A 24829-nucleotide genomic window follows, 5' to 3' on the forward strand; every position below is an offset into this window, starting at 1 on the left:
CAAATTAAACAGATTTAGTTATCAATAAGGGATTCAAAAGATTATCAAGGTGTTTTTGTGACTTAGTTCTCACGGAGTACTGGTACGACAAGATAGTATTGCTGCAACTGAACATTCATCAGTCAACAATAATCGTAATTAACTATTGTGACTGATTAACTCTTGGAGAAAAATGATGGCGACCCCACATATCAACGCACAAGCAGGCGCATTTGCAGAAACCATTTTGATGCCTGGCGATCCGCTTCGCGCAAAGTTCATCGCCGAAACCTATTTAGACGATGTGACCCAAGTTTGTGATGTCCGTAACATGTTCGGTTACACCGGTTTTTACAAAGGTGTCAAACTGTCCGTCATGGGTCACGGCATGGGAATTCCATCCGCGAGCATTTATGTACACGAACTGCTGGCTGAATACGGCGTAAAAAATATTATTCGTATCGGTAGCTGTGGCGCTGTTCGTGATGATGTTAACTTAATGGATGTGGTGATCGCGATGGGCGCATCAACCGATTCTAAAGTAAACCGTATCCGTTTCGGCGGGCATGATTTTGCTGCAGTGGCCGATTATGACTTGCTAGAAACCGCAGTTAACCAAGCGCGCGCTCATCAAATTCCAGTTAAAGTTGGTAATATTTTCTCTGCCGACCTCTTCTATACTCCAGAGCCAGAAATTTTTGAAAAGATGAAAAAGCTAGGCATCTTAGGTGTCGATATGGAAGTCGCTGGTATCTATGGTGTTGCGGCTGAGCACGGCGCTCGCGCACTCGCTATTCTCACTGTCTCTGATCATATTTTGCGTGGTGAAAAACTCAGCTCTGAAGAACGTCAAAAATCGTTCCATGAGATGATGACTATTGCGCTCGATACGGCAATCAACCTTTAATTTTTTACCCCGAGGGGGAGATCGTGTCTAACGACCAATTACCAGCGGCCGCTGAAGGTTTGCAACTCAACTTTTGTAAAACATTGGCGTGTGATAACTTTGGCTTGAGCGACGCAAAACATTATGTTCTGCAACATGCGAACCCAAAGCGGCCAACGATGGTTTGTCGTGAGTGTGGAGCTTTCCCCCCCTTACTTAATAATCGCGATGTGCTTAATGAGCTGCATCGCTTACGTCAGCAACACAGTGATGGTTTGCCCGCGTGCCGGCGCGATAATTGTCAAAATTTTGGCTTATCGGTGCACACTCACAAACACCTTTATCACGCTTTTGGTTACAGTGGCGACAGACAGCGTTATCGCTGTAAACAGTGCCACTCGACTTTTGTCGATAAATGGTCAGGTTCGAATAATAAACTTTTATTACAAGAGAGCTTACTCGGCTTGCTGTTTACCGGATATTCTGTGCGCGAGATTTGCCGCAAGTTACACATCAATCCTAAAACTTTTTATGATCACGTCGAACACATTGCCAGCCGATGTCGACGTAAATTAGCCATGATTGACGCGCGATGGGTCAATCACGCCAAGGCGTATCAGTTAGCCTCTTATTATTTGCCGCTACAACCTCGCAGCAATAATGGTGCGCTGTGGATGGCAACGGGTGATGCCAAAACCGGTTATATTTTGTGTCAGCATGTCAACTATTCAATCCATGAACAGGCGCAAGGAACGAACGATCACGATCCTTATCATCTACCTGCACGTTTTGTCAGTAAAGATTACTCTTCAGAATCAAACCTCCCGCTGTCAGTTTCTTCATCTATTTTACGGGAACGGATTGATCAAAAATATCAAACGATTTTAGCGCGAGGCAATGTTGAAGACCCAATGGGGAATTTAACGCGTTTTGATTATCCTTCAAAAGGAGCATTAATTCGCCCGCCCTATACCGCGTATGCTCATTATCTGCATGTGCTCGATCTGTGTCACAGCGATAAACCTGTGACGATTTTCATGCCACAAGATCCCTTATTACGCTCCGCATCAATGAGTGTTTGCTTACCTCGCATCCAAAATAACACCGTACATCTGATGTACGTTGAAGAGGATGAAACCTGGTCAAACCATCATGCATTCAACAAAATCGATATCGTTCTCATGGGCTGGTGGCGAGATCGATGGGCGATTATTAATCATCAGAATAGCGCGAAAGGGATCTGTTATTTAGCGGGTAATCAGCCCGATCCCGAGCATTGGCTATCGATCGCTTCCACCCGTCAAATAGCTTTCTACCAACAGCGCTTCCAATTACTGTTTGAATCGCTGATTAATGAGCCGCGTCGTAAATTACGTCCCGGTGGCATCTTGCCGTTATTGGATATTTTCCGTGCTTGGCATAACCTCTGTTATCAAGATAAATATGGTTTCACCGCAGCACAAAACTTAGGTGTAACTCAACATCCTTTAACATTAAAAGAGCTTTTATCATAACGCAGCCTCCGGCAGCATTAAAAACCGCCCGCAAAAACACTCTTCATCCCCTGCGGGCGGTATTCAGTACTCAATCAAGGTTATAGACTCGAACACAAGGTCTATCGACCCCATCACGTATTCACACTAAACTAAGAGGGAAGTGACTTTCTTACCGCACCTTGGGGTGAATCAAGAAATGTGAACTAAGATCAATAAATACGGTGTCATCGAGTAATTCACAGTACATTACTTGTCGATAGAGATAAGCTTAAGCCTAAAGACCATGCACAAAAAGGTTCAATCATCCTTGATTAGGAAAGATAGCCTAAGGTTAATCAATCAGCATGGTACTGATAAGGATGATCATTTGGATAAGTATCAGCGCCTCCTCGAACAGGAAATTAAACAACTAAAATCGAGAATTGATTCTGAACCTCAACAGGTCATCCCTATCGCTCAGCAATGTTTATCTCGAGCCGAGCAGTTGGATTATTCTCAGGGTATCTTGCAATCACAGATCATTCTCTCACGTTGCGCTTGGGTCAATGGCGATTATCGCCTTGGTTTGAAAACCATTAAGCAAGCTTATCTCCACCAACACAGCCAAGATAATGATGATTATCTCGCCGAAATTTTTCATGTTCATGCTCTGCACTTCTGGGGACAAGCAAAATATTACACCGCACAACAGTATTGGATTAATGCGCTTGAGCAAGCTTCCCTTGTCGATGATACCGAAATCCTAATCGAAAGCCTTATCGGACTGGGTAATATTTGGCGCATGACTCATGACTATCAACTGGCTTGTTCTACCCATGAATTAGCCGTCAAAGTCGCCAATAATTGTCGAATCGCTTGGTTAGAAGGCAAAGCTCGGATTTTATGGGCTTGGGACCTTTATCTGCTCAATCATTACTTAGATATGCTTTCTGTGCTCGATGGCGCAGAAGAAGCCTTGCAAACTCATGCCGATCAAACTTGGCAAGCAGAAATATGGGATTTTCGTAGCCTCGCATTATTGGGTTTAGAACGTTTAGCGGATGCCGAACAAGCCACACAACGCGCGCATGATTTAGCTGAGCGACATAACCTGCCATGGATGAAAGCTCACGCTTATATTAGCCGCGCACGATTAGAATTATTGCGTAAAGACATCGATAAAGCTGGTCAGTTACTCGCTTTGGCCGAACAATCTGCAGAGAAATTCGATGATCGAGAGCTACTCTCGCAAATTTGCTATCAACAATCGTTAGTCGCGGAAGAGTGTGGTAATTACCCGCAAGCCTTGGCCGCTTTTCAAAAATATCGACAGCTTTCTCTTAGCATGCAACGTGAACATACCGCGCACTTAGGGTTAGATAAGGCGCGCCTCTCAAAACGGCAATTGGAGCAGCGGGCTAGAAAACTCACTCATCGTATCCGCTCCCAGTATGAATATGATCCACAAAAACATTTATCTAATGTGGTATCCGAGAACTACTGGTGGGAGCAGCTAATGCTTTACAAAGCGGAATTAAAGCAAAGTAAACATTGCGTGTTGATCATTCGTCATGACGATCCCTGCTATTTAGATACCTGCACGGAAATCATCCATACCTTATGTGTCGCGCCGGATTTATTATCTCGTTTAAGCCCAACACGATTAGCGTTATTGTTGGCGGAAACCGGCCCTCAAGCCCAGCAGTTTTATCATACCCTTGAGCAAATATTGGATGTTTATCCATGGCAACGCAAAGGCTTAACCGGACCAAAACCACGATTAACTTGGCATGATATCTTGAGTTTTCCGTTTACTTTGGAACAATTAGAACAACTTCAAGCACAGGAAGAGGCCAATGGAAACACTGCTCAATAAAATTCAGGATGCAGGGTTAGACGTCACCGCCGTGAATGGGGAAGAAGCGATCATCTTTTGGCATCATGTTTATCAACATATCGCCAATTCTCCTGAAGAAAAAGCCTTGTGTCTTACGTTGAGTGCCGAGTATCGCGCGGAACTAAACCAATTAGCAGCCAGCTCTGAGGAGTTAAATGCCGCACTGGAACTGCTCAGTGCCAGCAAAAACATTGAGCTAATTTTAAGTATTAAACAGAGTCTCAGCGAACGCTTAATTGAGCTTAGCCACTACCATGCGGCACTCAACGAATACGTGACTATCTCCCACCTTGCCGTCACCCATGGCTATATTGATGACTTTGCACAATCAGTACTTGGGATGGGAAACTTATGTGATGCTTACGGCGATCATAACCGTGCGCTGCGTTATTACCAAAAAATCGATGCGCTTGACCACGCTCTCAGTAGCCGATCGTTACGCTTACGTTATAAATTACATATGCTGGCCTGCTATCTGCATCTTCAACGTTTTTCGGCGGCTTATGATTTACTCAAGGAGTGCGAAGAGCTCAGTATCTTGGTCAGTGATAAAACCTTGATGGGGCAAATTGCGCTGTATCAAGCGAAGTTATGTCGTCAACACGGTCAACTGGATCAAGCAGTCACTCGACTATCCCATGTCCAATACGTCAGTGGTAACGTCCATTCGATGTGGCTATCTAACATGATACGCATTGAACAAGCTTATTGCTTATTAGAGTTAGATAAAGCACACATGGCCGCGTTGCTACTCACTACCACGGAAAAACGTCTTAAGAAACTTAACGTACCGATTTTAGAGCAGAGTCTGTATGCGGCATTCAGTGAAGTGTGTGAACGCCAAGGCGACTATCAACGCGCTTTATATTATGAGAAAAAAGGCTTTCGCTTAGAGTCTGACTTAGTAAAACGTATTCCGATTGGTGAACTGGGTGCGGCTCAGCTGCGCCGCTTGGCTCGTTTTGAGCCACAATTAAAACTGATTCTCTCTGAACAAGAAAATCGTGAGCTAAAAGAAACGACTGAGCATCAAAAAAACACCGTTGCTCAATTACAACAAGACGTGTTCACCGATCCATTGACTCAATTACATAACCGCCGTTGGTTAGAAATAAAGCTGAAAGATTTACTGCTCCACGAGACGTCCTTTGCTTTTTTAGTGGTGGATATTGATCACTTTAAATCGATTAATGATGAATTAAGCCATTTAGTCGGTGATAAAGCGATTACTCATGTTTCTGAAACGCTTGCCGATTATTTTAAGTTTCGTGGAGCCTCCTGTGTGCGCTTTGGTGGAGAAGAATTTTTAGTCATTCTTGAAGGCTGTTCATTAGATCAAGCCATCATGCATGCCGATACCTTCCGAGAACGTATCGTCAATTACGATTGGCAAACCATATTAGGCGAACGAGGTCTCACCGTCAGTATTGGTATCACCCTCCATCGTGATGGTGAAAATACTCAGCGAACCTTCTATCGTGCTGATAAAGCGCTTTACAGAGCGAAAGCCAATGGCCGCAATCAAGTTTGTAGTGAATAGTCATCAACTACAAACTTGATCTAAAACGCTTAATTTTTGCTTAAATTGCTTGGAAAAGGCCTCGAATCCACCTAAGATCGGCCGTTGATTATTTTTATAAATTTAACAAAAAGCGAATTCAGACCCCATAAAAAATCGACAAAGCAACGATTACACCCAAGAGTCTGAACGCGGAGCATTTATGCATACAACGTCATTAATCAATCATGAAAAACTGGCTCACCCTAAACCACCATCAACAGCCGATACCGTCACCACGGTCAACAGTATTGATGCTTTAGCGATGGTAGAGCATGGCAGTGAGTTAACCTTAAGTATTACCACACCGGTAGGAACAAAATTTCTTTGCAAAACCACGTTTATTGGTACTCATTCAGACACTTATTTACTGATTGAAACGCCTAAAATTTCAGCCGATGACTTGAATTATTACTTCCAGCAAGGTTTTTGGATCCATATTCGCGCTATTTCATCGCGCGGTGAAGGGGCAAAAATTCATTTCCGTAGCCAACTACTGCATACCATTCAAGATCCTTTGGCTCTTTTGGTACTTTCTATCCCCAATACCATGCAAGTGACGCAATTGCGTCAAGAACCCCGTTATGAGGTTAATTTAGCGGCTCGTGTGATTTGTGAAAACCAACGTTCTGAATGTGAGGTGAGAGATCTATCGAAAAATGGTTGCCGTTTTATCACACCACCATTAAGCCGCCATTGGCAAGTTGGCGATCATGTCAGTATTGATATCTCGACTGAGCGACAGCATAGCCAAGTTTTTTCGCCTCTAACTGGACGAATTTGCAATCTACAGCGCTCGATTCATCACGTTCGGTATGGCTTGAAATTTGACGAGTCAGGAAGAGAAAGTGCGAAAACGCTGCTCGGACAGTTGAAGTTCAATGGTACTAAACTGATGCTGACGAAATCATCTCAATAAAACATCATTTTCTTAACAACAAAAAAATAGCCAGTCGCAACACGGCGACTGGCTTGTATTGGGTGAACAAATTGTCGTTCACTAACAACGTCAGTTGATTAAAACGGCCCTCGGCTTAAGAAGGGCCGCAACAAATTATGCACTAGGTTTAATTATATTTAAAGTTGCAATCAGTGACTGGCGTTATATTTACTAATATTTTCATTCGGTTAATTGCAAAAAAGCATCATTAAACTCAGAAAAACAAGGTTTAGATCACACTCAAACACGGCAGCGATTAAAGCCTTCAAGCTCAGTGATGAATCGCGGTTAGCAATAACAACGGTAGGAGGGGGAAGTGGACTTCGCTATACTTCTCCATCGCTTAATAGCCACCTTTAGGTCAGTATAATGAATTATCTCAGCACATTTTTAAAAGGGATCGCTATGGGAGCAGCAGATGTTGTTCCAGGTGTCTCTGGCGGCACTATCGCTTTTATTACCGGAATTTATGATACTTTATTAGAAAGTATTCGGCGTATTAACCCACACCTAATCCAACATTGGCGACAACATGGGTTTCTCTCCACTTTTCGCCATATCAATGGCGGATTTTTATTGGTTTTATTCAGTGGTATATTTACCAGTATACTTACCTTAGCGAAATTCATCTCTTGGCTATTAGTTAACCAACCTATTCCCACGTGGTCATTTTTCTTCGGATTAATCATGGTCTCGGTGTGGCATATGCTGCAGCAAGTAGAAAAACGGCAGGCTTCACGTTTTCTCGCTTTTATCGTCGGTGGTGTCTTCGCTTATACCATCACCATGATTAATCCTATTCAACTCGATGTGACAACATTCAATATCGTGCTAGCAGGCAGCATTGCGATTTGTGCAATGATTTTACCTGGCATTTCAGGCAGCTTTATTCTTCTATTACTCGGCATGTATACTCCGATCCTCAATGCTGTCAAGACGTTACAAATTGATATGCTGAGCTTATTTATGTTTGGCTGTATCCTAGGCATTACCAGCTTTTCCCATCTTTTATCATGGCTACTCAAACGTTATCGAGATGTCACTCTGACTTTTTTAACGGGTCTGATGATGGGAACACTACCTAAAATTTGGCCGTGGAAAGAAACGTTAACGTGGCGAACCAACTCCAGTGGCCAAGAAGTTCCGGTATTACAGCACAACCTATTGCCTTGGGATTACGAGCAACTCACCAATCAACCAGCACAATTAGGCATTGCCATACTATGCATGCTAAGTGCGGTGATTATCGTCCTTGGACTAGAAAAAATTGCTCAGCGTGAACAGAGCCATTAAAGCGAGTTCATGTGCTCACCATTGAATTCACACTTCAACAACATAACCGAGATAATCTAACAACATAAAAGTAATGCAATTACTTTCATTTTACATCGATATTTTTCATGATTGTGAGTAATTAAACCTAGACACCAGATATCGGGTGATTATTATTGGCTACCTTCAGTCAATCATCACTGAAGTAAATAGCACGGATTGATCTTGACTAAACAAGATCGCTGAAGCTAACAATGCCTTGAAACGGATGATGACCAACCACATTGGCTGCTCAACGCATCGAATCCGTCGTTGAACACTGATCAGATCTGCCCATTGGTTCGATTTCAAGGCTCAACACTCTAATAATTACATTTGAACACAGGGATAATTATGCAAAGCAACTCTCTCCTTGCCCGTTTTGCTCGTGGAAATCTGGTATTACAAATTTTAGCTGGGATCGTGCTAGGCATCGCACTGGCTATTATTTCACCAGAAAGAGCAGAAAGTGCGAGCCTGATTGGTAATCTATTTGTCGGCGCACTCAAAGCCGTTGCACCGATTTTAGTGTTTATTTTGGTCGCCGCTTCAATCGCTAACCAAAAGAAAAACAAACACACTTATATGCGCCCCATCGTGGTGCTTTACCTTTTCGGTACCTTTGCGGCCGCATTAACGGCGGTTTTGTTAAGCTTTATGTTCCCAACCACATTGACACTGGTTGCCGGAGCTGAAGGAGCGACACCACCTCAGGGTATTAGCGAAGTCATCCAAACACTTTTATACAAGTTAGTCGATAACCCAGTCAACGCGCTGATGTCCGCCAACTATATTGGTATTCTTGCATGGGCGGTTGGCCTTGGCTTAGCACTGCATCATGCTTCCGCTACCACTAAGTCGGTATTTGAAGATCTTAGCCATGGTGTATCACAAATTGTTCGCTTTATTATCCGCTTAGCCCCATTTGGTATTTTTGGTCTTGTTGCATCCACCTTTGCCTCAACCGGATTTGATGCACTAATCGGCTATGCTCAACTGCTGGCTGTCTTGCTAGGTGCGATGCTCTTCATTGCATTAATTGTCAACCCTGCCATCGTTTATGCAAAAACAAAAAGTAACCCTTACCCATTAGTCTTCCAGTGTTTACGTGAAAGTGGAGTGACTGCCTTTTTCACCCGTTCAAGCGCAGCAAATATTCCTGTGAATATGGCACTGTGTGAGAAATTAAAGCTTGATGAAGATACTTATTCCGTCTCTATTCCCCTTGGTGCGACGATTAATATGGGCGGTGCAGCGATTACGATTACCGTATTAACGCTAGCAGCCGTTCATACCATGGGCATTGAAATAGATATTTTCACCGCATTATTATTGAGTGTTGTCGCGGCAATTTCAGCCTGTGGTGCTTCTGGAGTGGCGGGCGGTTCGCTACTTTTGATACCTCTTGCTTGTAGTTTATTTGGGATTTCAAATGATGTGGCAATGCAAGTCGTCGCGGTTGGCTTTATTATCGGAGTGATTCAAGATTCTGCTGAAACAGCGCTCAACAGCTCAACCGATGTGGTGTTTACTGCTGCCGTTTGTCAGGCGAAACAGAACCAAGCTTAATCTGATAAAGCGTCTGTGCACAATACAAAACGCCCCTTTATTAAGGGGCGTTTTTGTTGGCAAGTTATCCAACAGAGATAATCAATAGCATGGCTCAGTCAGCCAACGACTACTTTGTATTACTTGATAAGATTAAGGAATTTTAGGTTTATCAATCGGACTGTGTGAAAAGTCCAATCGTGCTGGATCGGTTTCAACATCGGCGGTTAGCTCATTCACTTGAGCGCTATCCTCACCTTGAGGAACTTCCACTCGCTCCTCTGGGCCAATGTCTTCCCCTTTCTTCGGAATGGGTACCGAACGCTTATAAAACTTATTAAGCGCACGAATAATGCCATGATTGCTGACGGTATAAGTGGCTATTTTCCTTTGTAGTGGCTTCGCAAGAAATTGCAACTCAACGACGGAGTCGACGCCAATCTTAGTACCCACCTGATCTCGTAAAGAAATCGCTGGCTTATGACCAAAAGCCGCCGACAAAAATAGCCATATATAAGCGACTTCATTGCCATTTTCTCCCTGCTCTATCCATGCCTTACCCGCGAGGTACATCGCTTCTGGATGACCTTTCTCTGCCGCCCGCTCTAACCAATAACAACCTTTAGCATGATCTCGCGCCACACCCACACCATCGAGATAATTGAGGCCCAGCTTGATCATTGCTTCTAAGCTATTAAGCTCTGCCGCTCTTGAATACCAATAAAACGAATCTTGTGGTGATGGTGATAGATTGTCTTTTGAAACACACCATTCTCCCATAAACAGCATGGCGTCAATGTGTTGGCTTTCTGCCGCCTCTTGAATGAGCTCAACACCTTTAACGACGTTAACTTCCGTCCCTCGGCCATAAATCAACGCCTCTCCAGTGGCGAGTTTTGCTGCCAAATCACCTTCAACCGCTCGAATAAATTGCTGCCAAAATTTGGTTTTTTCTTTAATTAACACATCTTCACGAATTTTCCCACAGACACGCACTACGCCGTACATACCATTAATATTGTCGAAATTCGCTGCACGTTCATACCAAAACAACGCTTCTTTGAGGTTATTTCGTTCCGCTTCTTTAGCAAGGAACAGCATCGTCGGTACATGACCAGACTCCGCTTTAAAAAGCCGATCTTTTTTCTCCTGCTCACGCATTCGCTCTAACGTTTTACGATACGCTTCTTCACGCGCTTTCTTCTCTGCTTCTAGGCGTTTTTTACGGATCGATAGCGAAATCATCCAGATAAAAATCAGGATGAGTGAGAGACCGGTAGCGCCAATAGCAATTCCAATGGTGTTCATGTAATAAAGTTCTTAATCCGTTTGTGACTAATCATAGCGTGAAAAATAGTGATGCTGGTGTATAAAAGTACCTTAATGATCATCAAACTGATTATTCTTCCTGACGACAACGTTCAGTAAACAAAGAAAGCTACACGTTGGTTTTAACCATTAAGTCAAGGCAGAGTAACACATTCGATGATTAAATAAGAACATGCCGCATTAGAAAATGCGGCATGTTCATGGCTTAAAAAATCAACCCTAGCGCTACCCCAAATGTTCTAAAGTGCTCATTAGTGAGTTCTGCTATTAACAGCTTTCACAAATACAGCTTGTGCACTCTCAATACCTAAGGCTTTAGCTTCATCCAACAGACCAAGTGCTTTAGGAATATCATTTGCAGCAACCGCTTGTTGGATAGCGGTGTGATAATAATTTTTAGTATCTGGCTGAACTGTTGCGGCTTCGGTTGATACTGACGTTTTAGATGGAGAACGATTGAATGACAACCAACTTGGACCGGCAACATCAAGCTCAATGGTCCCCGTTAAATGATGAGGTATTGGAATATCTTTAAGTTCAGGCATATAGTTACCGCGAGCCTCTGCGTCAATGCGGCCAGGATGTGCAACATATGTACTTGCCTGAAGATCAGATGATTTTGTATAAACGATTAAATAGAGTGTGCTATATCCTTGAGGTGGAAAAAAATCCAGTTCAGAAACTAAGCGATTTCCTTTATTAAGCCGAGGTTTACGATACTCAAAACTCGCGCTATCAAATGACTCAATTACTTGACCTTGCTTGTCGGTAATCATGACATGTGGATAAAAAACAGTATCTTTAATTTCACTCGTTACAGTCAAAGAAAGTTGACCTCGATCTGCTGGGATTTCAAACATCGCGACAGGGCTAGAAATAAAATCATTCTTTAAATATTGTGTACTAGGCGTGATAGAGACCTTCGTTGTGCTAGGCAGCCTTACTTTGGTAGCTTGTAATTGAGCAACCATTTCAAATTGTTGTCTTGCTGAATCTGCAGAAGTCTGTTCGATAAGCGGGTTAGACTGACACCCCGCTAAAGCAATGCAGCCTCCTAATAATAATGCTCGAAAATACATAAGGATCCCCTATTTTATTTTTTTAAAGATTCGCATAAACCTTTAAAAAAATAGCTGACCTAAGTCAGCTATTTATCTATGGACTTAATAATGTGAAACTGTTAGCAGTTTACCACCAAGCTTCAACTTGCACACCAACAACAAACTCTGAATCATTACCTGTACCGAAACGATCATCATTTTTTGTATCGTGTAGATAGCTACCATAAACGCGTAACTCAGGACGAGACCAGAAACTATCACCCATTGCCCAAGCTTGAGCAACAGTCAACTTAGCATGACCAAAGTCTTCGGTTTCTGTACCTGCAGCTTTCTTACCACCGTGATAACCGGCTTCAAAGACAGTGCGCATCGTATCATTCCACTTATACATCGGACGTACTACTGCCGAGTATTGGTCTGTACTTAACTTCGCGGCGCTGATATCTGAGCCGTTCATATAAGCTAATTGGTGGCCCATTTCCCACTGTTCGCCAAGGCTCATTACACCCCAGTTAATCAAACGAAACGCGCTTGCATCATTATTAGCTGACGTACCACGGTCATACCACGCACCTGAGCCAAAATCCGCTACTTGATTTCCGTAACCATTAGTGCCGTATTGTAGGATAGTTTGGTTAAATCCATTGCTTAAACCTTGATGTAAAATCGCACTAAGTAGTACGCCATCGTCTGCTTGCTCACTGACATTATCTTTATCAGTAGCAAAGTTATAAGCAACAGCAAGTTCTAAAGAAGCGTTATCCCATACACCAATATTCGCTAGACGAGCATCAAAAATATAGCCGGTTGAGTTTACATGAGCACCATCTTGAATCAATGCAACAGATAGTTTTTGATTACCAACAGAGACATTCTCAATACCACCACCAGTTCCTGATGTATTTAGGTAATAGAAGTCCGTAATATGGATATCTTTACGTTGGTAGTAGCGTTTACCAGCCCAAAGAACAGCATCAGGATCTGAGGCAAACAAACCTTTTGCTTGCACGTTAAACTGAGCAACGTTAATTTCTTTGCTCTCCCAACCACTCTTACCTTCGTCCGAGCTGGCAATCATTGATTCAACTTTCCAAGTTTGCTCACCAGTTTTTAACTCTTTGGCAAAACCAAACTCGTAGTAGTTGTCATTTTCATTCCCTAGACGACCTACGCCATTTTTCTCAAACGCTTGATCACCAGTACCATGATTGCTGATGGCCGTACCAGCACGCATGTAACCATTAAAATCGACAGCAAAAACAGAACCTGCTGCTAAAGAAGCAGCCACTGCGGCAGCAATTACACTTACTTTTTTCATTGTTAACTCCATTTAGGGTTTTTACTCTTTTTTATCCTCAACTTTAACGTGGCTCATAAAGGCAGAAATGAATCACGAAAAGCAGAGGTGAGACGGGATCAATCTCCCGTTGTTTCAGCTACGAAGAAGGTTACTAAAAGCACAGAAGGGTGAGGTCCTCCACCCCAACGATATTTAGGGGGGATGAGAGAGGATGAGTTTTTTTACCGAATGGTGTTTTTAATAGGTTGATCACGGAATTAGGGGGGGGATAGGTACCAACCAACACCATTAATTCATACAAAATGTATTAGTGATCACTGTTTCACAATAAGTTAACCGCAAGAGTGAAATAAAATTACATAATAATATTTGTGACTAGGCGCTTGACCTTATGCTGACAAAGCCTTTTACTTAATAAGTCAGTGACTGAAAATAGAATAACAACGGTAACTTACCATGAAAGCCATGCTCTCTCAGCCGTACCCACTCGGTGCGACACTCGATAACGATGGATGCAATTTTGCTGTCTTCGCCCCCGCTAACAAAGATATTGTGTTAGCGCTTTTTCATGTCGATGGCAGCTACCATACCCATCCTTTGGATCACGAATATGCTGGTATCCAGCACACCTACGTGGAAGGCGTTAAGGCGGGACAACGTTACGGTTTTATTACTCAAGTCGAAGGCGAGCTATTTTATCTGTCTGACCCTTACGCTCAGGCCTTAGATGGCCCGCTGACCTATCAGCCGCCGTTAACACCAACTGGTAGTTTTGATTTGCCCAAATGTGTCGTGGTCGATGATCAATTTGACTGGCAAGACGTGCAACGCCCTAAACGGCCACGTGATGAAATGGTCATTTTTGAAACCCATGTCAAGGGGCTGACTAAACTTCACCCCAATGTCCCTAAATCACAACGCGGTACTTATTTGGGTTTAATTAGTGAACCAATGTTGACCTTTTATCGGCAACAAAATATCAATACATTGCAACTACTGCCTATCGCTGCCTGTATGCATGAACCTCATCTACTTGAAATGGGCAAAGTCAATTACTGGGGCTATAACCCATATTTATTTATGGTGCCCGACCCACGTTACGCTAAAAGTGATGCGGTACAGGAATTGAAAACCGTGATCCGCGAGCTGCATAAGCAAGGTATCGAAGTGATTTTGGATGTCGTCTATAACCATACGGCTGAGGGTGGTGAAGGGGGTGCCGTTTTTAATCTGAAAGGGCTTGATCCTAATTACTACCTCAAGCACGGCTCAATGTACGCTAATTTTACCGGATGCGGCAATACGCTTAATCTCACTTATCAGCCCACTTTAAATCTTGTCATGGACACTTTGCGCTATTGGGTCAATGAGTATCAGATTGATGGTTTTCGTTTTGATTTAGCAGCAACCTTAGGCCGTAATGGCGATAATTTTAGTCGTGAAGCTGCGTTCTTTAAAGCCGTAGCCCAAGACCCTGTGTTACAACAAGTGAAGTTGATTGCCGAACCATGGGATATTGGTCCAAATGGTTATCAAGTCGGTAACTTTCCTTTTGGCTGGAATGAAACCAACGATAAATTACGAGATATCGCGCGAAGTTTTTGGCGTGGCGATCAAGGCTTTTTAAAAGAGTTTGCCACACGAATCATGGGGTCACGCGATTTATACAGCGCCTCACAGTGGCCCTATAAATTGACCGTCAACTACATCACCTATCATGACGGCTTTACTCTACAAGATCTCGTTTCTTACAAACATAAACACAATGAAGCCAACGGTGAACAAAATCGCGATGGCCATGGTGATAATCGCTCAGATAATTATGGCTTCGAAGGCGATACCGATAATATGGTCATTCGTACCATTCGTGAGCGACAAAAACGTAATTTTATGGCTAGCTTACTGTTTGCGTTTGGGATCCCACATATTCTTACCGCTGATGTCGTCTCACATACTCAGCAAGGTAACAACAATGCTTATTGCCAAGATAACGACATCAGTTGGTTAAACTGGCAATTGACGGAACGTAAAGAATATTTCAGACAATGGCTCGGTGAGATGGTTGCTGCTCGTCAGCGTTATATGGTGCCGTTTATTCGCGCCTTCAGTGGTGAAACACGCAATTCAAACCGTGTTTTTTGGCGACGCAATGACGGGACATTAATGGAGCAGGATGACTGGAATCAACGTAACTCGGTGATACTGCATATTGGCATTGGTGATCATGGCCAAGAGCTCGCTTATTTGATTAATCAAACCAACGCCAATACACGCTTTACACTGCCAGGAGAAACCGAGCAAGAATGGTGTGTGATCTGTGATACGAATATGCGTACCGTACATCAAGATTCGGTAAAAGATGAGGTTGTTCTCCTTCCCATGTCGATGGCGATTTTGCACAGCCATCCGCGGAAAAAATCGCACAAATAGCCTCTAGCAAGTAGGTGTTCATCGGCTCGACCACCTACTTGCTGTCGATAATAGCGATTTTGATCTCCCACACTACTTCTGTTATAACAGCGCTTCCTCATTGATGTCCCCTATTTATTAGAAACGCTATTTCTCCCAAACTATAGAGCGTAGATTAAGGTTTTTGCATGTATAAACGATTTGAAAGTTTGACCGATGCTTTCCCTAAACACGAGCCACAGCGCCCACCCAATACCTTGTGGGCTTTTTGCTTACACTACACCAAAGGTTTTGAAAAACCGTTGATCACTATGGCGCTGTTAAGTACTTTAATCGCCGTCATTGAAGTGTCTCTATTTGGTTTTATGGGACACTTGGTCGACTGGCTATCCACCAGCCAACCAGAGACATTTCTTAGTGATAATCGCAATACACTGATGGGTCTAGGGCTGCTCCTTTTAGTGGGCATGCCAATCCTTGTTTCAGTCTATTCATTATTAATTCATCAGACCATGCTGGGTAACTATCCGATGTCGATACGCTGGCTCGCACATCGTTACTTACTCAAACAAAGCCTATCTTTCTATCAAGATGAATTTTCCGGTCGCATTGCCACGAAAGTGATGCAAAGCGCTTTAGCGGTACGTGAAACGGTCATGAAGACATTGGATGTTTTTGTCTATGTGATTGTTTATTTCTCGGCCATGCTGTTTATTTTAGCTCAAGCCGATTGGCGACTCATGCTGCCGATGTTGCTCTGGCTTACCGCTTATATCGCGATTCAAGTGCACTACGTGCCGAAATTAAAAAAAGTCTCTACCGAGCAAGCCGATGCTCGGTCGCTAATGACTGGGCGAATTGTTGACAGTTATACCAATATCATGACCGTCAAACTGTTTTCTCATAGCCGACGTGAAACCGATTATGCCGAGCAAGGCATGGAAGGGTTTCTCGATACGGTGCACCGCCAAATGCGCTTGGTGACCGGTTTTAATATTTGCGTCGAAATCGCCAATTATGTCTTGGTCTTTACGATTGCTGCTATGTCGATCTATTTATGGATGGGCAGTGCGATCACTGTTGGAGCGATTGCGATTGCCATCAGTTTAGCGCTGCGTATCAACGGCATGTCAAAATGGATCATGTGGGAAGTTGGTGCTCTGTTTGAAAACATGGGCACGGTGGTCGATGGCATGAAAATGCTTTCTAAACCGATTGCGATTGAAGACAGCCCTAATGCCCAATCCTTGCAAGTACGTGAAGGGAAAATCGAGTTCGAAAACGTCAGTTTTCATTATGGTGAAAATAAAGGGGTGATCAATCACCTCAACCTGACCATTAAACCTGGAGAAAAAGTTGGCCTCGTCGGTCGCTCCGGAGCTGGGAAATCAACGTTGGTTAATCTCCTGCTACGCTTTCACGATGTAGAAGGTGGCGCTATCAAAATCGACGGTCAAAATATTGCAGAAGTGACTCAAGACTCATTGCGCGCAGCCATTGGTATGGTGACGCAAGATACTTCTTTGCTCCATCGTTCGATTCGTGAAAATATCTTATACAGCAACCCCAATGCTTCGGAAGAAGCGATGTTAAGAGCCACACGTCAGGCGCATTCTCATGAGTTTATTGAAACTTTAACCGACCCATTTGGTAACGTCGGTTATGATGCACAGGTTGGCGAACGTGGCGTTAAGCTCTCAGGTGGACAGCGTCAGCGGATTGCCATATCGCGAGTGCTACTTAAAGATGCGCCACTGCTGGTGTTGGATGAGGCCACCTCAGCGCTCGATTCAGAAGTCGAAGCCGCCATTCAAGAAAGCCTCAATGAACTGATGCAAAATAAAACCGTGATTGCGATTGCCCATCGGCTATCGACTATTGCCGCTATGGATCGCTTGATTGTACTCGATAAAGGACACATTGTTGAACAGGGCACTCATCAAGAGTTGATTCAACAAAATGGCATCTATGCACAACTCTGGGCACATCAGACTGGCGGTTTTATTGGTGGTGAAGAAGACGATTTGGCGTAATCGATAGGTATAAAGTGAGTACTTCCTATCATCATAGTGATGAATGTTGGCTGCCTCCCATGCAACCAACGTTCATACGACGTCGACTCAACAATATTAGCTAATTTTTTCTATCTCTTTCGTCCCTTTGGGACATTTCATTTTGGTGTAACTTTATCATGAACAACAAAAGCATTATGACCAACCTCATTGCCTTACTGGTATTAATCGGTGGTTATTACTTCTCTTATCCTATGATGTTTAGTGCAGGATTATTCGCTTTTTCTGGTGCGGTGACCAACTGGCTAGCCATTCATATGTTATTTGAAAAAGTGCCTTTTCTTTATGGTTCAGGGGTTATCCCTGCGCGATTCGATGATTTTAAACACGCGATTAAGACTCTGATGATGGAGCAGTTTTTTACTGATGCGAATATTGAGCGTTTTCTCAATCAAGAAATGAGCAGTTCGCAATCCATCAATCTTGAACCGGTAATTGCTCAGGTTGACTTTAATCCAGCGTTTGATTCCTTGGTTGAGGTGATTCAGCAATCTTCCTTTGGTGGAATGCTGGCTATGTTTGGCGGTGCCGACGCACTGCAACCGCTTAGAACTCCTTTTGTTGAAAAGATGCAAGCGTCCATGATCGACATCAGTCAGAGCGATTCCGTCAAAAACGCCTTAAAAACCCAGCTTGAGTCTCCGGCGATGCTGGATGAAATCAAAACCAATATTGAGCAGATTATCAATCAACGTTTACATGAGTTAACGCCACAAATGGTTAAAGAAATTGTCCAGAAAATGATTAAACAACATTTAGGCTGGCTCGTTGTATGGGGCGGAGTCTTTGGCGGTTTAATTGGTGTCGTGGCCAGTGCACTATAGGCCATTAATACTCGAAAAAAATGGGCGTAATGCCCATTTTTTATTGTTTTTGATAACGTAAAAAAGACGGTAAATAGCGCCAAGCCCAAGGATACCGTTTCGGAACGAAGAGATACAAGGCACCAATTAACAAAACCGCTGCAAATAAATCTTCCGGCCGATGCATACCAACCCATAAGCGAGAAAAAGCGATAGAGCCACTCCAAGCTAATAATAGCAAAGCGCTTAATCGATGTTTTTGCTCTAACCAAATACCACCAAAAAACAGCAAACAGAGTGCAGCAAACACGGTATGGCCTGAAGGGAAAGAGTAATCTCGCTCTTGTTCCCACACTGCTAAACGTGCCGAAGAGACTTTACCGTTCATTTGCTCCATCGCTAACGCTTGTTGCTGGGCATCTAAGCGATAAAAGTGTTGCGGAGAAGGCAGAGTGAGTGATTGAGTCATCACTTCAGTGTAAGGACGAGGGCTTTGAGTCACGTGTTTGATGCCTGTTTTTAGGATCATCGCCAGAACTAACAGTACCCCGAGTTGCATCGCTTTATCTAGCCATTGGCGTCGACACTCAGGCACGCGATACCAAGTCCAGCCAATCAGTACCACTAAAGTCAGCAAAAACCCTTCTTTACCAGCAGAGTGAGTGAGTAAGACCAGCCATTGGGTCAGACGATCATCGTCTAAAGCGAATAAGTTGACTTGTGTCCCGACAAGACTGATGGGGATTAATAGCAGCATGAGCGCTATTAATAGCATCAATCCAAATTTAGATTGAGTAATTGGTTGCTTCAACACGTTTACACCTCCACTTTGAGGCTAAGGAGTGTAAACGAGTTTTTATCCACTTCTATCAAACTCTATTCATTTCTTTGTCAATTTTTTAAAAACGCGATCTTCGACGGTTACGCAATAATCGACGCCTAATCAGGGTACTTGTTCTTAGCCAAACCGCCATCACTTTAAACACTCAACCAGCCATATCAACAGACAACCGATTCAGCTCATCAATAATCGCTTTCGTCTCCTTAGAGTAGATCAACTTATCTTTGGCTCCGATTAACTGAATCATTTTTACTTTACCAGAGAGAACCAGCTGACGAAGCATACGCAGCACCATTTGGCAATCAATAACATGATGCTCATCTAATCGATTCAATGGGATCAATGAAGCCAGATCAATAGAAATCAGCAATTGGTCACAGTGCTCAATGTAATGATTCAATTGGCTTTTGACCTGATTTCGTTGCCGAAAGTGACATTCTTGATCGGTTAACCAATCGCAACCTAAATCTTCTGCGTAATCTAAGGTTTGGCTATTTACTCGCTGGGCATCAATCCCTAAATAGAGTAACCGCGTCTGAGCATAACGAGATAATGCAAAATGATAGGCAGACCCAATTTGACGATCTAAGGTCTGTTTTAATTCAAATTCATGGCCAATATGAATAATCCCGAGTTCGTCATTATCGAGCGCTAACAGCGGTAAGGCATTGAGCAACAATTCATGGCAATTGCCTAATATCACCGGAATCGAATGCAAAGTAAAATGATGACTGAGCAAGTCACGAAAACGAGTATCGGCAGGATCATGCAAGACCAAATGACCAGCATCAGCGTAATGGGCATGGATACCTTGTTGGTAAAGCCAATCGGCGGCAAATTCTAAACTTTGCTGAGCCAATTCAAATTCTACTTGAGACATCGGCTTTATCTGTTCGCACACAGTACAAAACGTAAAAGCAGACATCGACTGAGACTCAGGACGACTGAGACGGTAGCGTTTGAATAGACTAAGCATGATGAATTACCTTTCTGGTGGCAACGCTCGCGCGGCCTGTAATACATGTAAAATGATCCGTTGCCGATGGGTCTCGACACGATGAGCCGGTGCCATAACAGAAATTGCTCCGATCAATTTACTCCCTTTCATTACCGGAGCGCTGATCCCAGAAACTCCAGGATCAATTTCAGAGGTGCTCACGGCATAACCATGGCGACGAATTTTCTCTAATTCGATTTGCCATTTTTCCATTTGATGATCTTCACCAAAATAGCGCAGTATTTTTTCACAGCGCTGAGATGGCATAAACGCCAACATCACTTTAGATGAGGCACCTCGAAGCAGGGGTTGACTTTGACCCTGGACGAAGCTGCATCGAAGTGCCTGCATGCTCTCTTTTTGGCTGACACACAAAGCTCGGTATCCCACCGGAACCATGTAGGCCGCCATTTCACCAGTCTGTTTCTGTAAACGACTCAGTACGGCTTCTACCGCGTCTAAATTATGTTGGCTGGTCTCATAACTGTGCATGAGCAGCAGTGCTGCAGGGCCAATAATTAACGTTTTATCGTGTGGGCTTTCTTCTATTAAGTTCCATTCTTTAAGCAGTTTAAGATGTCGATATAAGCTACTCAATGGCACTTGCAGCTGATCACTTAACGTTTTAGCCGAAACCGGTTCATGATTGACGGCAACTTGCATCAATAACTGTAGCGATTTCTCATTAACCTGACTGGTTGTTGTTTTTGCTTCATTCATGTTGTTCTTTTTAGCCTTTATTGCTTTATCGCTCAAACTTACATTCTTATATATCGAGAATTCTAAACGATTGAAAGCATTGCTTTCTCAAATAATGGGAAAATTAGATGAAAAAATCGCATTATCTTATCCATTCAATAGTGCAATGAAAGACATATAAGAATCTAGATGTTTAGATGGCCAAATTTGACAAACCCTACTGGAACGATTAGGCTGCGTCTCCTTGTTGTTGATCATTAAAGTTGTTGTTCCATGTCTTCAAACTCATCTACTCCCATTACACCATCGGCGATCGCCTTACTCCCTCTACTCGTGTTTCTTGCACTCTTTATTGGTGTCGGCGCTTATCTCACGTTTCAAGGGGTTGAGTTTGCGTTTTATCAACTCCCTGCCCCTATCGCGATTTTACCTGCCGTGATCATCGCGCTATTGCTGAGTAAAGAATCTCTGAATCGGGCTATCGAACAGTTTTTACGTGGTGTTGGCCATCAAGATATTATCGCGATGTGTATGATTTACTTATTGGCCGGCGCCTTTGCCGCGGTAGCAAAAGCATCTGGTGGGGTTGATGCAACGGTAAATTTGGGACTGTCAGCCATCCCAAGTGAAATGATTTTACCGGGGATTTTTCTTATTTCGGCCTTTATCGCCACGGCGATGGGCACATCAATGGGTACCATTGCCGCCGTTGCGCCAGTGGCATTAGGCATTGCTCAGTCATCCGGTATGAGCCTCCCATTAACCGCTGGAGTCGTATTGAGCGGTGCAATGTTTGGCGACAACTTATCCATCATCTCAGATACCACCATCGCCGCCACGCGTTCACAAGGCTGTGAAATGCGCGATAAATTTCGTGAAAATATTCGCATTGCTCTCCCCGCCGCTTTTTTCTCCTTAATCTTATTCGCGTTTAGCAGTACCGCAACACAAACCCCTGATACTTCTGCTATTGAATGGTTAAAAGTATTGCCCTATATGACCATTTTGGTGCTGGCTATCTCGGGGATCAATGTGTTTGTTGTCTTAACCGTAGGTATTGTATTGGCTGGTAGTGTCGGGCTTTGGCAAAGTGATCACTATGCCTTAACGAATTTTGGACAAGATATTTACCGTGGATTTGGCAATATGCAGGAGATTTTCTTATTGTCGATGTTGATTGGTGGCTTAAGTGAACTGATGCGTCGCCAAGGAGGACTCGCTTTTTTAACTCAACTGGTCAGCCGTTGGATCCAGCGCTTAGCCAAAAAACAAACCCCAGCAGCGCAAAGTCGCGCTAGTGAGTTAGGTATTGCTGGTTTAGTCGCAATGGTCAATACCTGTACGGCTAACAATACGGTTGCTATCATCGTCTCTGGTGGTATTGCTCGTCAGCTAGCCGAAGAGCATGCAGTGACACCACGTCGTTCGGCAAGTTTGTTGGATATTTTTTCTTGTGTGATGCAAGGTATCCTGCCGTATGGGGCACAAGTACTCTTACTTGGATCGATTTTCCAACTCTCTCCCTTGGAGATTGTAGCTCACTCTTATTACTGCTTTTCATTAGCTTTTGCGGCGATTGTAGCGATTTTCTTTACCCGTCCATCCCGTCGTTACTCACAAACGGTAACTCATCAATAAATAAAAGCACACGAACGATAAAACGGCCCCTGAGTCTACACTGAGGGGCCGTTTTAATGACCGATTAGGTCAAATGTATGCCTTGCAAAGCGAAGGCGGTAAGCGTCAACTAACCCACTTTAAACGTCGCCACTTTCGCGCTCAGCTCGGCGGCTTGCTGCTTCAATTGATTCGATTGGCTCAAACTATCTTCAGCCCCTTCCACTAACTGCTCAGTCACATCTTTAATCGCCGTCACATTTTGGGTAATTTCACCCGTAACGTGCGTTTGCTCCTCCGCCGCTGTCGCAATCTGGGTCGCCATGTCACTGATCAGAGCAACCGCAGCATTGATTTCTTCTAATGCATGTGTCGCTTTATCGGCATCATCAACAGAGTTATTCGCCAAACTTGAGCTACTTTCCATCAATGCAACGGCTCGTTTAGTCGTTTCTTGGAGCGTATCAATGGTCGATTTTATCTCTTCGGTTGAGGTATGAGTGCGCTGTGATAATACTCGAACTTCATCAGCAACCACCGCAAAACCTCGTCCTTGATCGCCTGCTCGCGCCGCTTCAATCGCGGCATTTAACGCCAATAGGTTCGTTTGTTCAGCAATACCTTGAATGGTCGCTAACACGGTGGAGATTTCTTGTGCGTGTTGATTAAGGGCTGAAATAACCGAGCTGGCTTGCGTCACCTCTTTAGCAAGATGATGAATCGACGACTTGGTATTAAGCACTAAAGTACGGCCATTATTGGTGCTGGTGGCTGAATTCTGTGCTGCTTGAGCGGTTTGCTCAGCGTGAGAGGCAATTTCTTGTGTCGCCGATGCCATTTCGGTCACCGCTGTTGCAACCATGGTGACTTCTTGCTGCTGAAGGCTTAATTCAGAAGCCGATTGATTGGCTCGCTGCGCACCATGCTCAGACTGCGCGGTTAATTGCTCAGATTGCTGACGAATATGACCAATCAGTTGTTGTAAGCTTGCTACAAAAGTATTGAAGCTCTCTGCTAGTTTTCCCACTTCATCATTGTTTTCAACCTGAATACGTTGGGTTAAATCACCGCTCCCATTGGCGATTTGCTCTAAGGCATGCGAAACATTGCTTAACGGACGGAATAAAATATTACACAGCACATTGAATAAGACCGTACAGACCACAACGACTAAAAAGGTAACCAACAACTGTCCCCAGAGCGCATCAAAGAGAGGAGCAATCAACGATGAATAATTGATAACAATCACCGTACTTAACGCTGTGCCTTCAATCGCACGTGCAAATAGCACATTCTCTTGACCATTGATCATCACTTTACTGTATTGACCAGACCGCTGTGCCGTTTGAATATCGCGAAAATTCAGTCCCAACTCACTGACATTCTTATTTAATAACTGAGTGTTTGCATGAGTAAAAATATTGCCTTGTTGATTAGCAATAAACATATAACCAGAGCCGGGCAAAATGGTTTGCTTCATGCTATTGAGAATATCGGTGATCTCCACATCGGCGCCAAGCACTAATGTTTGCCCATGTAAATTGATCGCTTTACCAAGAGAAACCACATTGGCTCCGGTCGCAGCGGCGACGGTAGGATTATCCATGAACACGGCATTGGGGTTAGCTTTGGCGTTAATGTACCATCCCCATTGACGAGGATCGTTATTGCCTGGTGGTAATACCACACCATTGGCATTCTGTTGTGAGCCATCCGGATAAGCCAAAAATACATTATCAAAATCGGCGGAGTGCTTAACCTGTTTAAGGTGGGTAACAATCGCCTCTGGTTTCACCTCTTGCGATAAAGAAGTCAGCGCTCGCTCTTTCGAGACCAGCCAATCAGAAACGTATTGATTATAAGAAGAGGTCGCACTTTGCAAACGTTGCTCGATTTCGATATCCAATCGCCCGAGTGCGGCATTAAACGATACGGCTTCAACCAATACGCCACCGACGATGATGGCAATACTGGCTGAGATAGCCAACTTATTCTTTAGTGAAAGGTTTTTAAACATACGCTATCCCCCGTTATGACCTTGTCGTGCTTCGTGTGAGAAGCGCTTATTTATTTGTTTTCGGCATCCTGCATTATAATTTTTAGGCTA

Annotated in this window: 18 protein-coding genes; 11 read left to right on the forward strand and 7 right to left on the reverse strand. The window is 43.7% G+C overall.

The features are described from left to right. The first annotated feature begins 175 nt into the window (after positions 1-175). The 7 genes from deoD to sstT all read left to right on the forward strand — a co-directional run bounded on the left by deoD (position 176) and on the right by sstT (position 9615). Positions 176-886: a purine-nucleoside phosphorylase gene (deoD, locus tag FKQ60_RS09415; protein ID WP_004396801.1), complete on the forward strand. Its 711-nt coding sequence runs from the start codon at positions 176-178 to the stop codon at positions 884-886. Positions 887-909: 23 nt separating this feature from the next. Beyond that, on the forward strand, positions 910-2379 hold the full coding sequence (locus tag FKQ60_RS09420; protein ID WP_346009510.1) for a lactate dehydrogenase: 1470 nt from the start codon (positions 910-912) through the stop codon (positions 2377-2379). A gap of 349 nt (positions 2380-2728) precedes the next feature. Beyond that, complete coding sequence (locus FKQ60_RS09425; RefSeq protein WP_170906359.1) at positions 2729-4216, forward strand: hypothetical protein; 1488 nt, start codon at positions 2729-2731, stop codon at positions 4214-4216. Further along, on the forward strand, positions 4197-5777 hold the full coding sequence (locus FKQ60_RS09430) for a GGDEF domain-containing protein (protein WP_004396804.1): 1581 nt from the start codon (positions 4197-4199) through the stop codon (positions 5775-5777). The genes FKQ60_RS09425 and FKQ60_RS09430 overlap by 20 nt, the downstream gene beginning before the upstream one ends. Positions 5778-6060: 283 nt before the next feature. Further along, positions 6061-6714, forward strand: a complete 654-nt coding sequence (locus FKQ60_RS09435) for a flagellar brake protein (protein ID WP_249374287.1) — start codon at positions 6061-6063, stop codon at positions 6712-6714. A gap of 390 nt (positions 6715-7104) precedes the next feature. After that, positions 7105-8028 carry a DUF368 domain-containing protein gene (locus FKQ60_RS09440; protein WP_170906361.1) on the forward strand — a complete coding sequence of 308 codons (924 nt, stop codon included), beginning with the start codon at positions 7105-7107 and terminating at the stop codon, positions 8026-8028. Between the two features lie 372 nt (positions 8029-8400). Beyond that, positions 8401-9615, forward strand: a complete 1215-nt coding sequence (sstT, locus tag FKQ60_RS09445; RefSeq protein WP_115152763.1) for a serine/threonine transporter SstT — start codon at positions 8401-8403, stop codon at positions 9613-9615. Positions 9616-9747: 132 nt separating this feature from the next. Here sstT and FKQ60_RS09450 read toward each other — a convergent pair whose 3' ends face one another. The 3 genes from FKQ60_RS09450 to lamB all read right to left on the reverse strand — a co-directional run bounded on the left by FKQ60_RS09450 (position 9748) and on the right by lamB (position 13302). Continuing rightward, positions 9748-10902, reverse strand: a complete 1155-nt coding sequence (locus FKQ60_RS09450; RefSeq protein ID WP_170906362.1) for a tetratricopeptide repeat protein — start codon at positions 10900-10902, stop codon at positions 9748-9750. Positions 10903-11174: 272 nt separating this feature from the next. Further along, a complete protein-coding gene (locus FKQ60_RS09455) occupies positions 11175-12002 on the reverse strand; it encodes a MalM family protein (protein WP_170906363.1) in 828 nt (275 codons plus the stop codon). Between the two features lie 109 nt (positions 12003-12111). Beyond that, positions 12112-13302: a maltoporin LamB gene (gene lamB, locus FKQ60_RS09460; protein WP_170906364.1), complete on the reverse strand. Its 1191-nt coding sequence runs from the start codon at positions 13300-13302 to the stop codon at positions 12112-12114. 438 nt (positions 13303-13740) lie between these two features. Between lamB and glgX the strand changes: the two genes are divergently transcribed. The 3 genes from glgX (at position 13741) to FKQ60_RS09475 (ending at position 18589) form a co-directional block, all read left to right on the forward strand. Then, positions 13741-15714 (forward strand): glycogen debranching protein GlgX, encoded by a 1974-nt coding sequence (glgX, locus tag FKQ60_RS09465; protein ID WP_170906365.1) that lies wholly within the window; start codon positions 13741-13743, stop codon positions 15712-15714. Positions 15715-15881: 167 nt separating this feature from the next. Further along, positions 15882-17726: an ABC transporter ATP-binding protein gene (locus FKQ60_RS09470; RefSeq protein ID WP_170906366.1), complete on the forward strand. Its 1845-nt coding sequence runs from the start codon at positions 15882-15884 to the stop codon at positions 17724-17726. Between the two features lie 158 nt (positions 17727-17884). After that, on the forward strand, positions 17885-18589 hold the full coding sequence (locus FKQ60_RS09475) for a DUF445 domain-containing protein (protein ID WP_170906367.1): 705 nt from the start codon (positions 17885-17887) through the stop codon (positions 18587-18589). Between the two features lie 40 nt (positions 18590-18629). Here FKQ60_RS09475 and FKQ60_RS09480 read toward each other — a convergent pair whose 3' ends face one another. The 3 genes from FKQ60_RS09480 to FKQ60_RS09490 form a co-directional block, all read right to left on the reverse strand. Further along, entirely contained in the window at positions 18630-19382 is a 753-nt protein-coding gene (locus FKQ60_RS09480; RefSeq protein WP_308169249.1) for a phosphatase PAP2 family protein, read from the reverse strand. A 172-nt stretch (positions 19383-19554) separates the two neighbouring features. After that, positions 19555-20385, reverse strand: a complete 831-nt coding sequence (locus FKQ60_RS09485; RefSeq protein WP_170906368.1) for an arginase family protein — start codon at positions 20383-20385, stop codon at positions 19555-19557. A 6-nt stretch (positions 20386-20391) separates the two neighbouring features. Next, positions 20392-21126: an IclR family transcriptional regulator gene (locus FKQ60_RS09490; RefSeq protein ID WP_004396815.1), complete on the reverse strand. Its 735-nt coding sequence runs from the start codon at positions 21124-21126 to the stop codon at positions 20392-20394. Between the two features lie 252 nt (positions 21127-21378). On the opposite strand from FKQ60_RS09490, the gene FKQ60_RS09495 reads away from it, so the two are divergent. Next, the gene (locus FKQ60_RS09495) at positions 21379-22743 is read left to right on the forward strand and encodes a Na+/H+ antiporter NhaC family protein (protein ID WP_170906369.1); all 1365 of its coding nucleotides are present in this window, start codon (positions 21379-21381) and stop codon (positions 22741-22743) included. 109 nt (positions 22744-22852) lie between these two features. Here FKQ60_RS09495 and FKQ60_RS09500 read toward each other — a convergent pair whose 3' ends face one another. Beyond that, complete coding sequence (locus tag FKQ60_RS09500) at positions 22853-24739, reverse strand: methyl-accepting chemotaxis protein (protein ID WP_158145262.1); 1887 nt, start codon at positions 24737-24739, stop codon at positions 22853-22855. Positions 24740-24829: the final 90 nt, after the last annotated feature.

The sequence above is a fragment of the Vibrio sp. A11 genome (assembly GCF_013048705.1).
GTDB classification, from domain to species: domain Bacteria; phylum Pseudomonadota; class Gammaproteobacteria; order Enterobacterales; family Vibrionaceae; genus Vibrio; species Vibrio metschnikovii.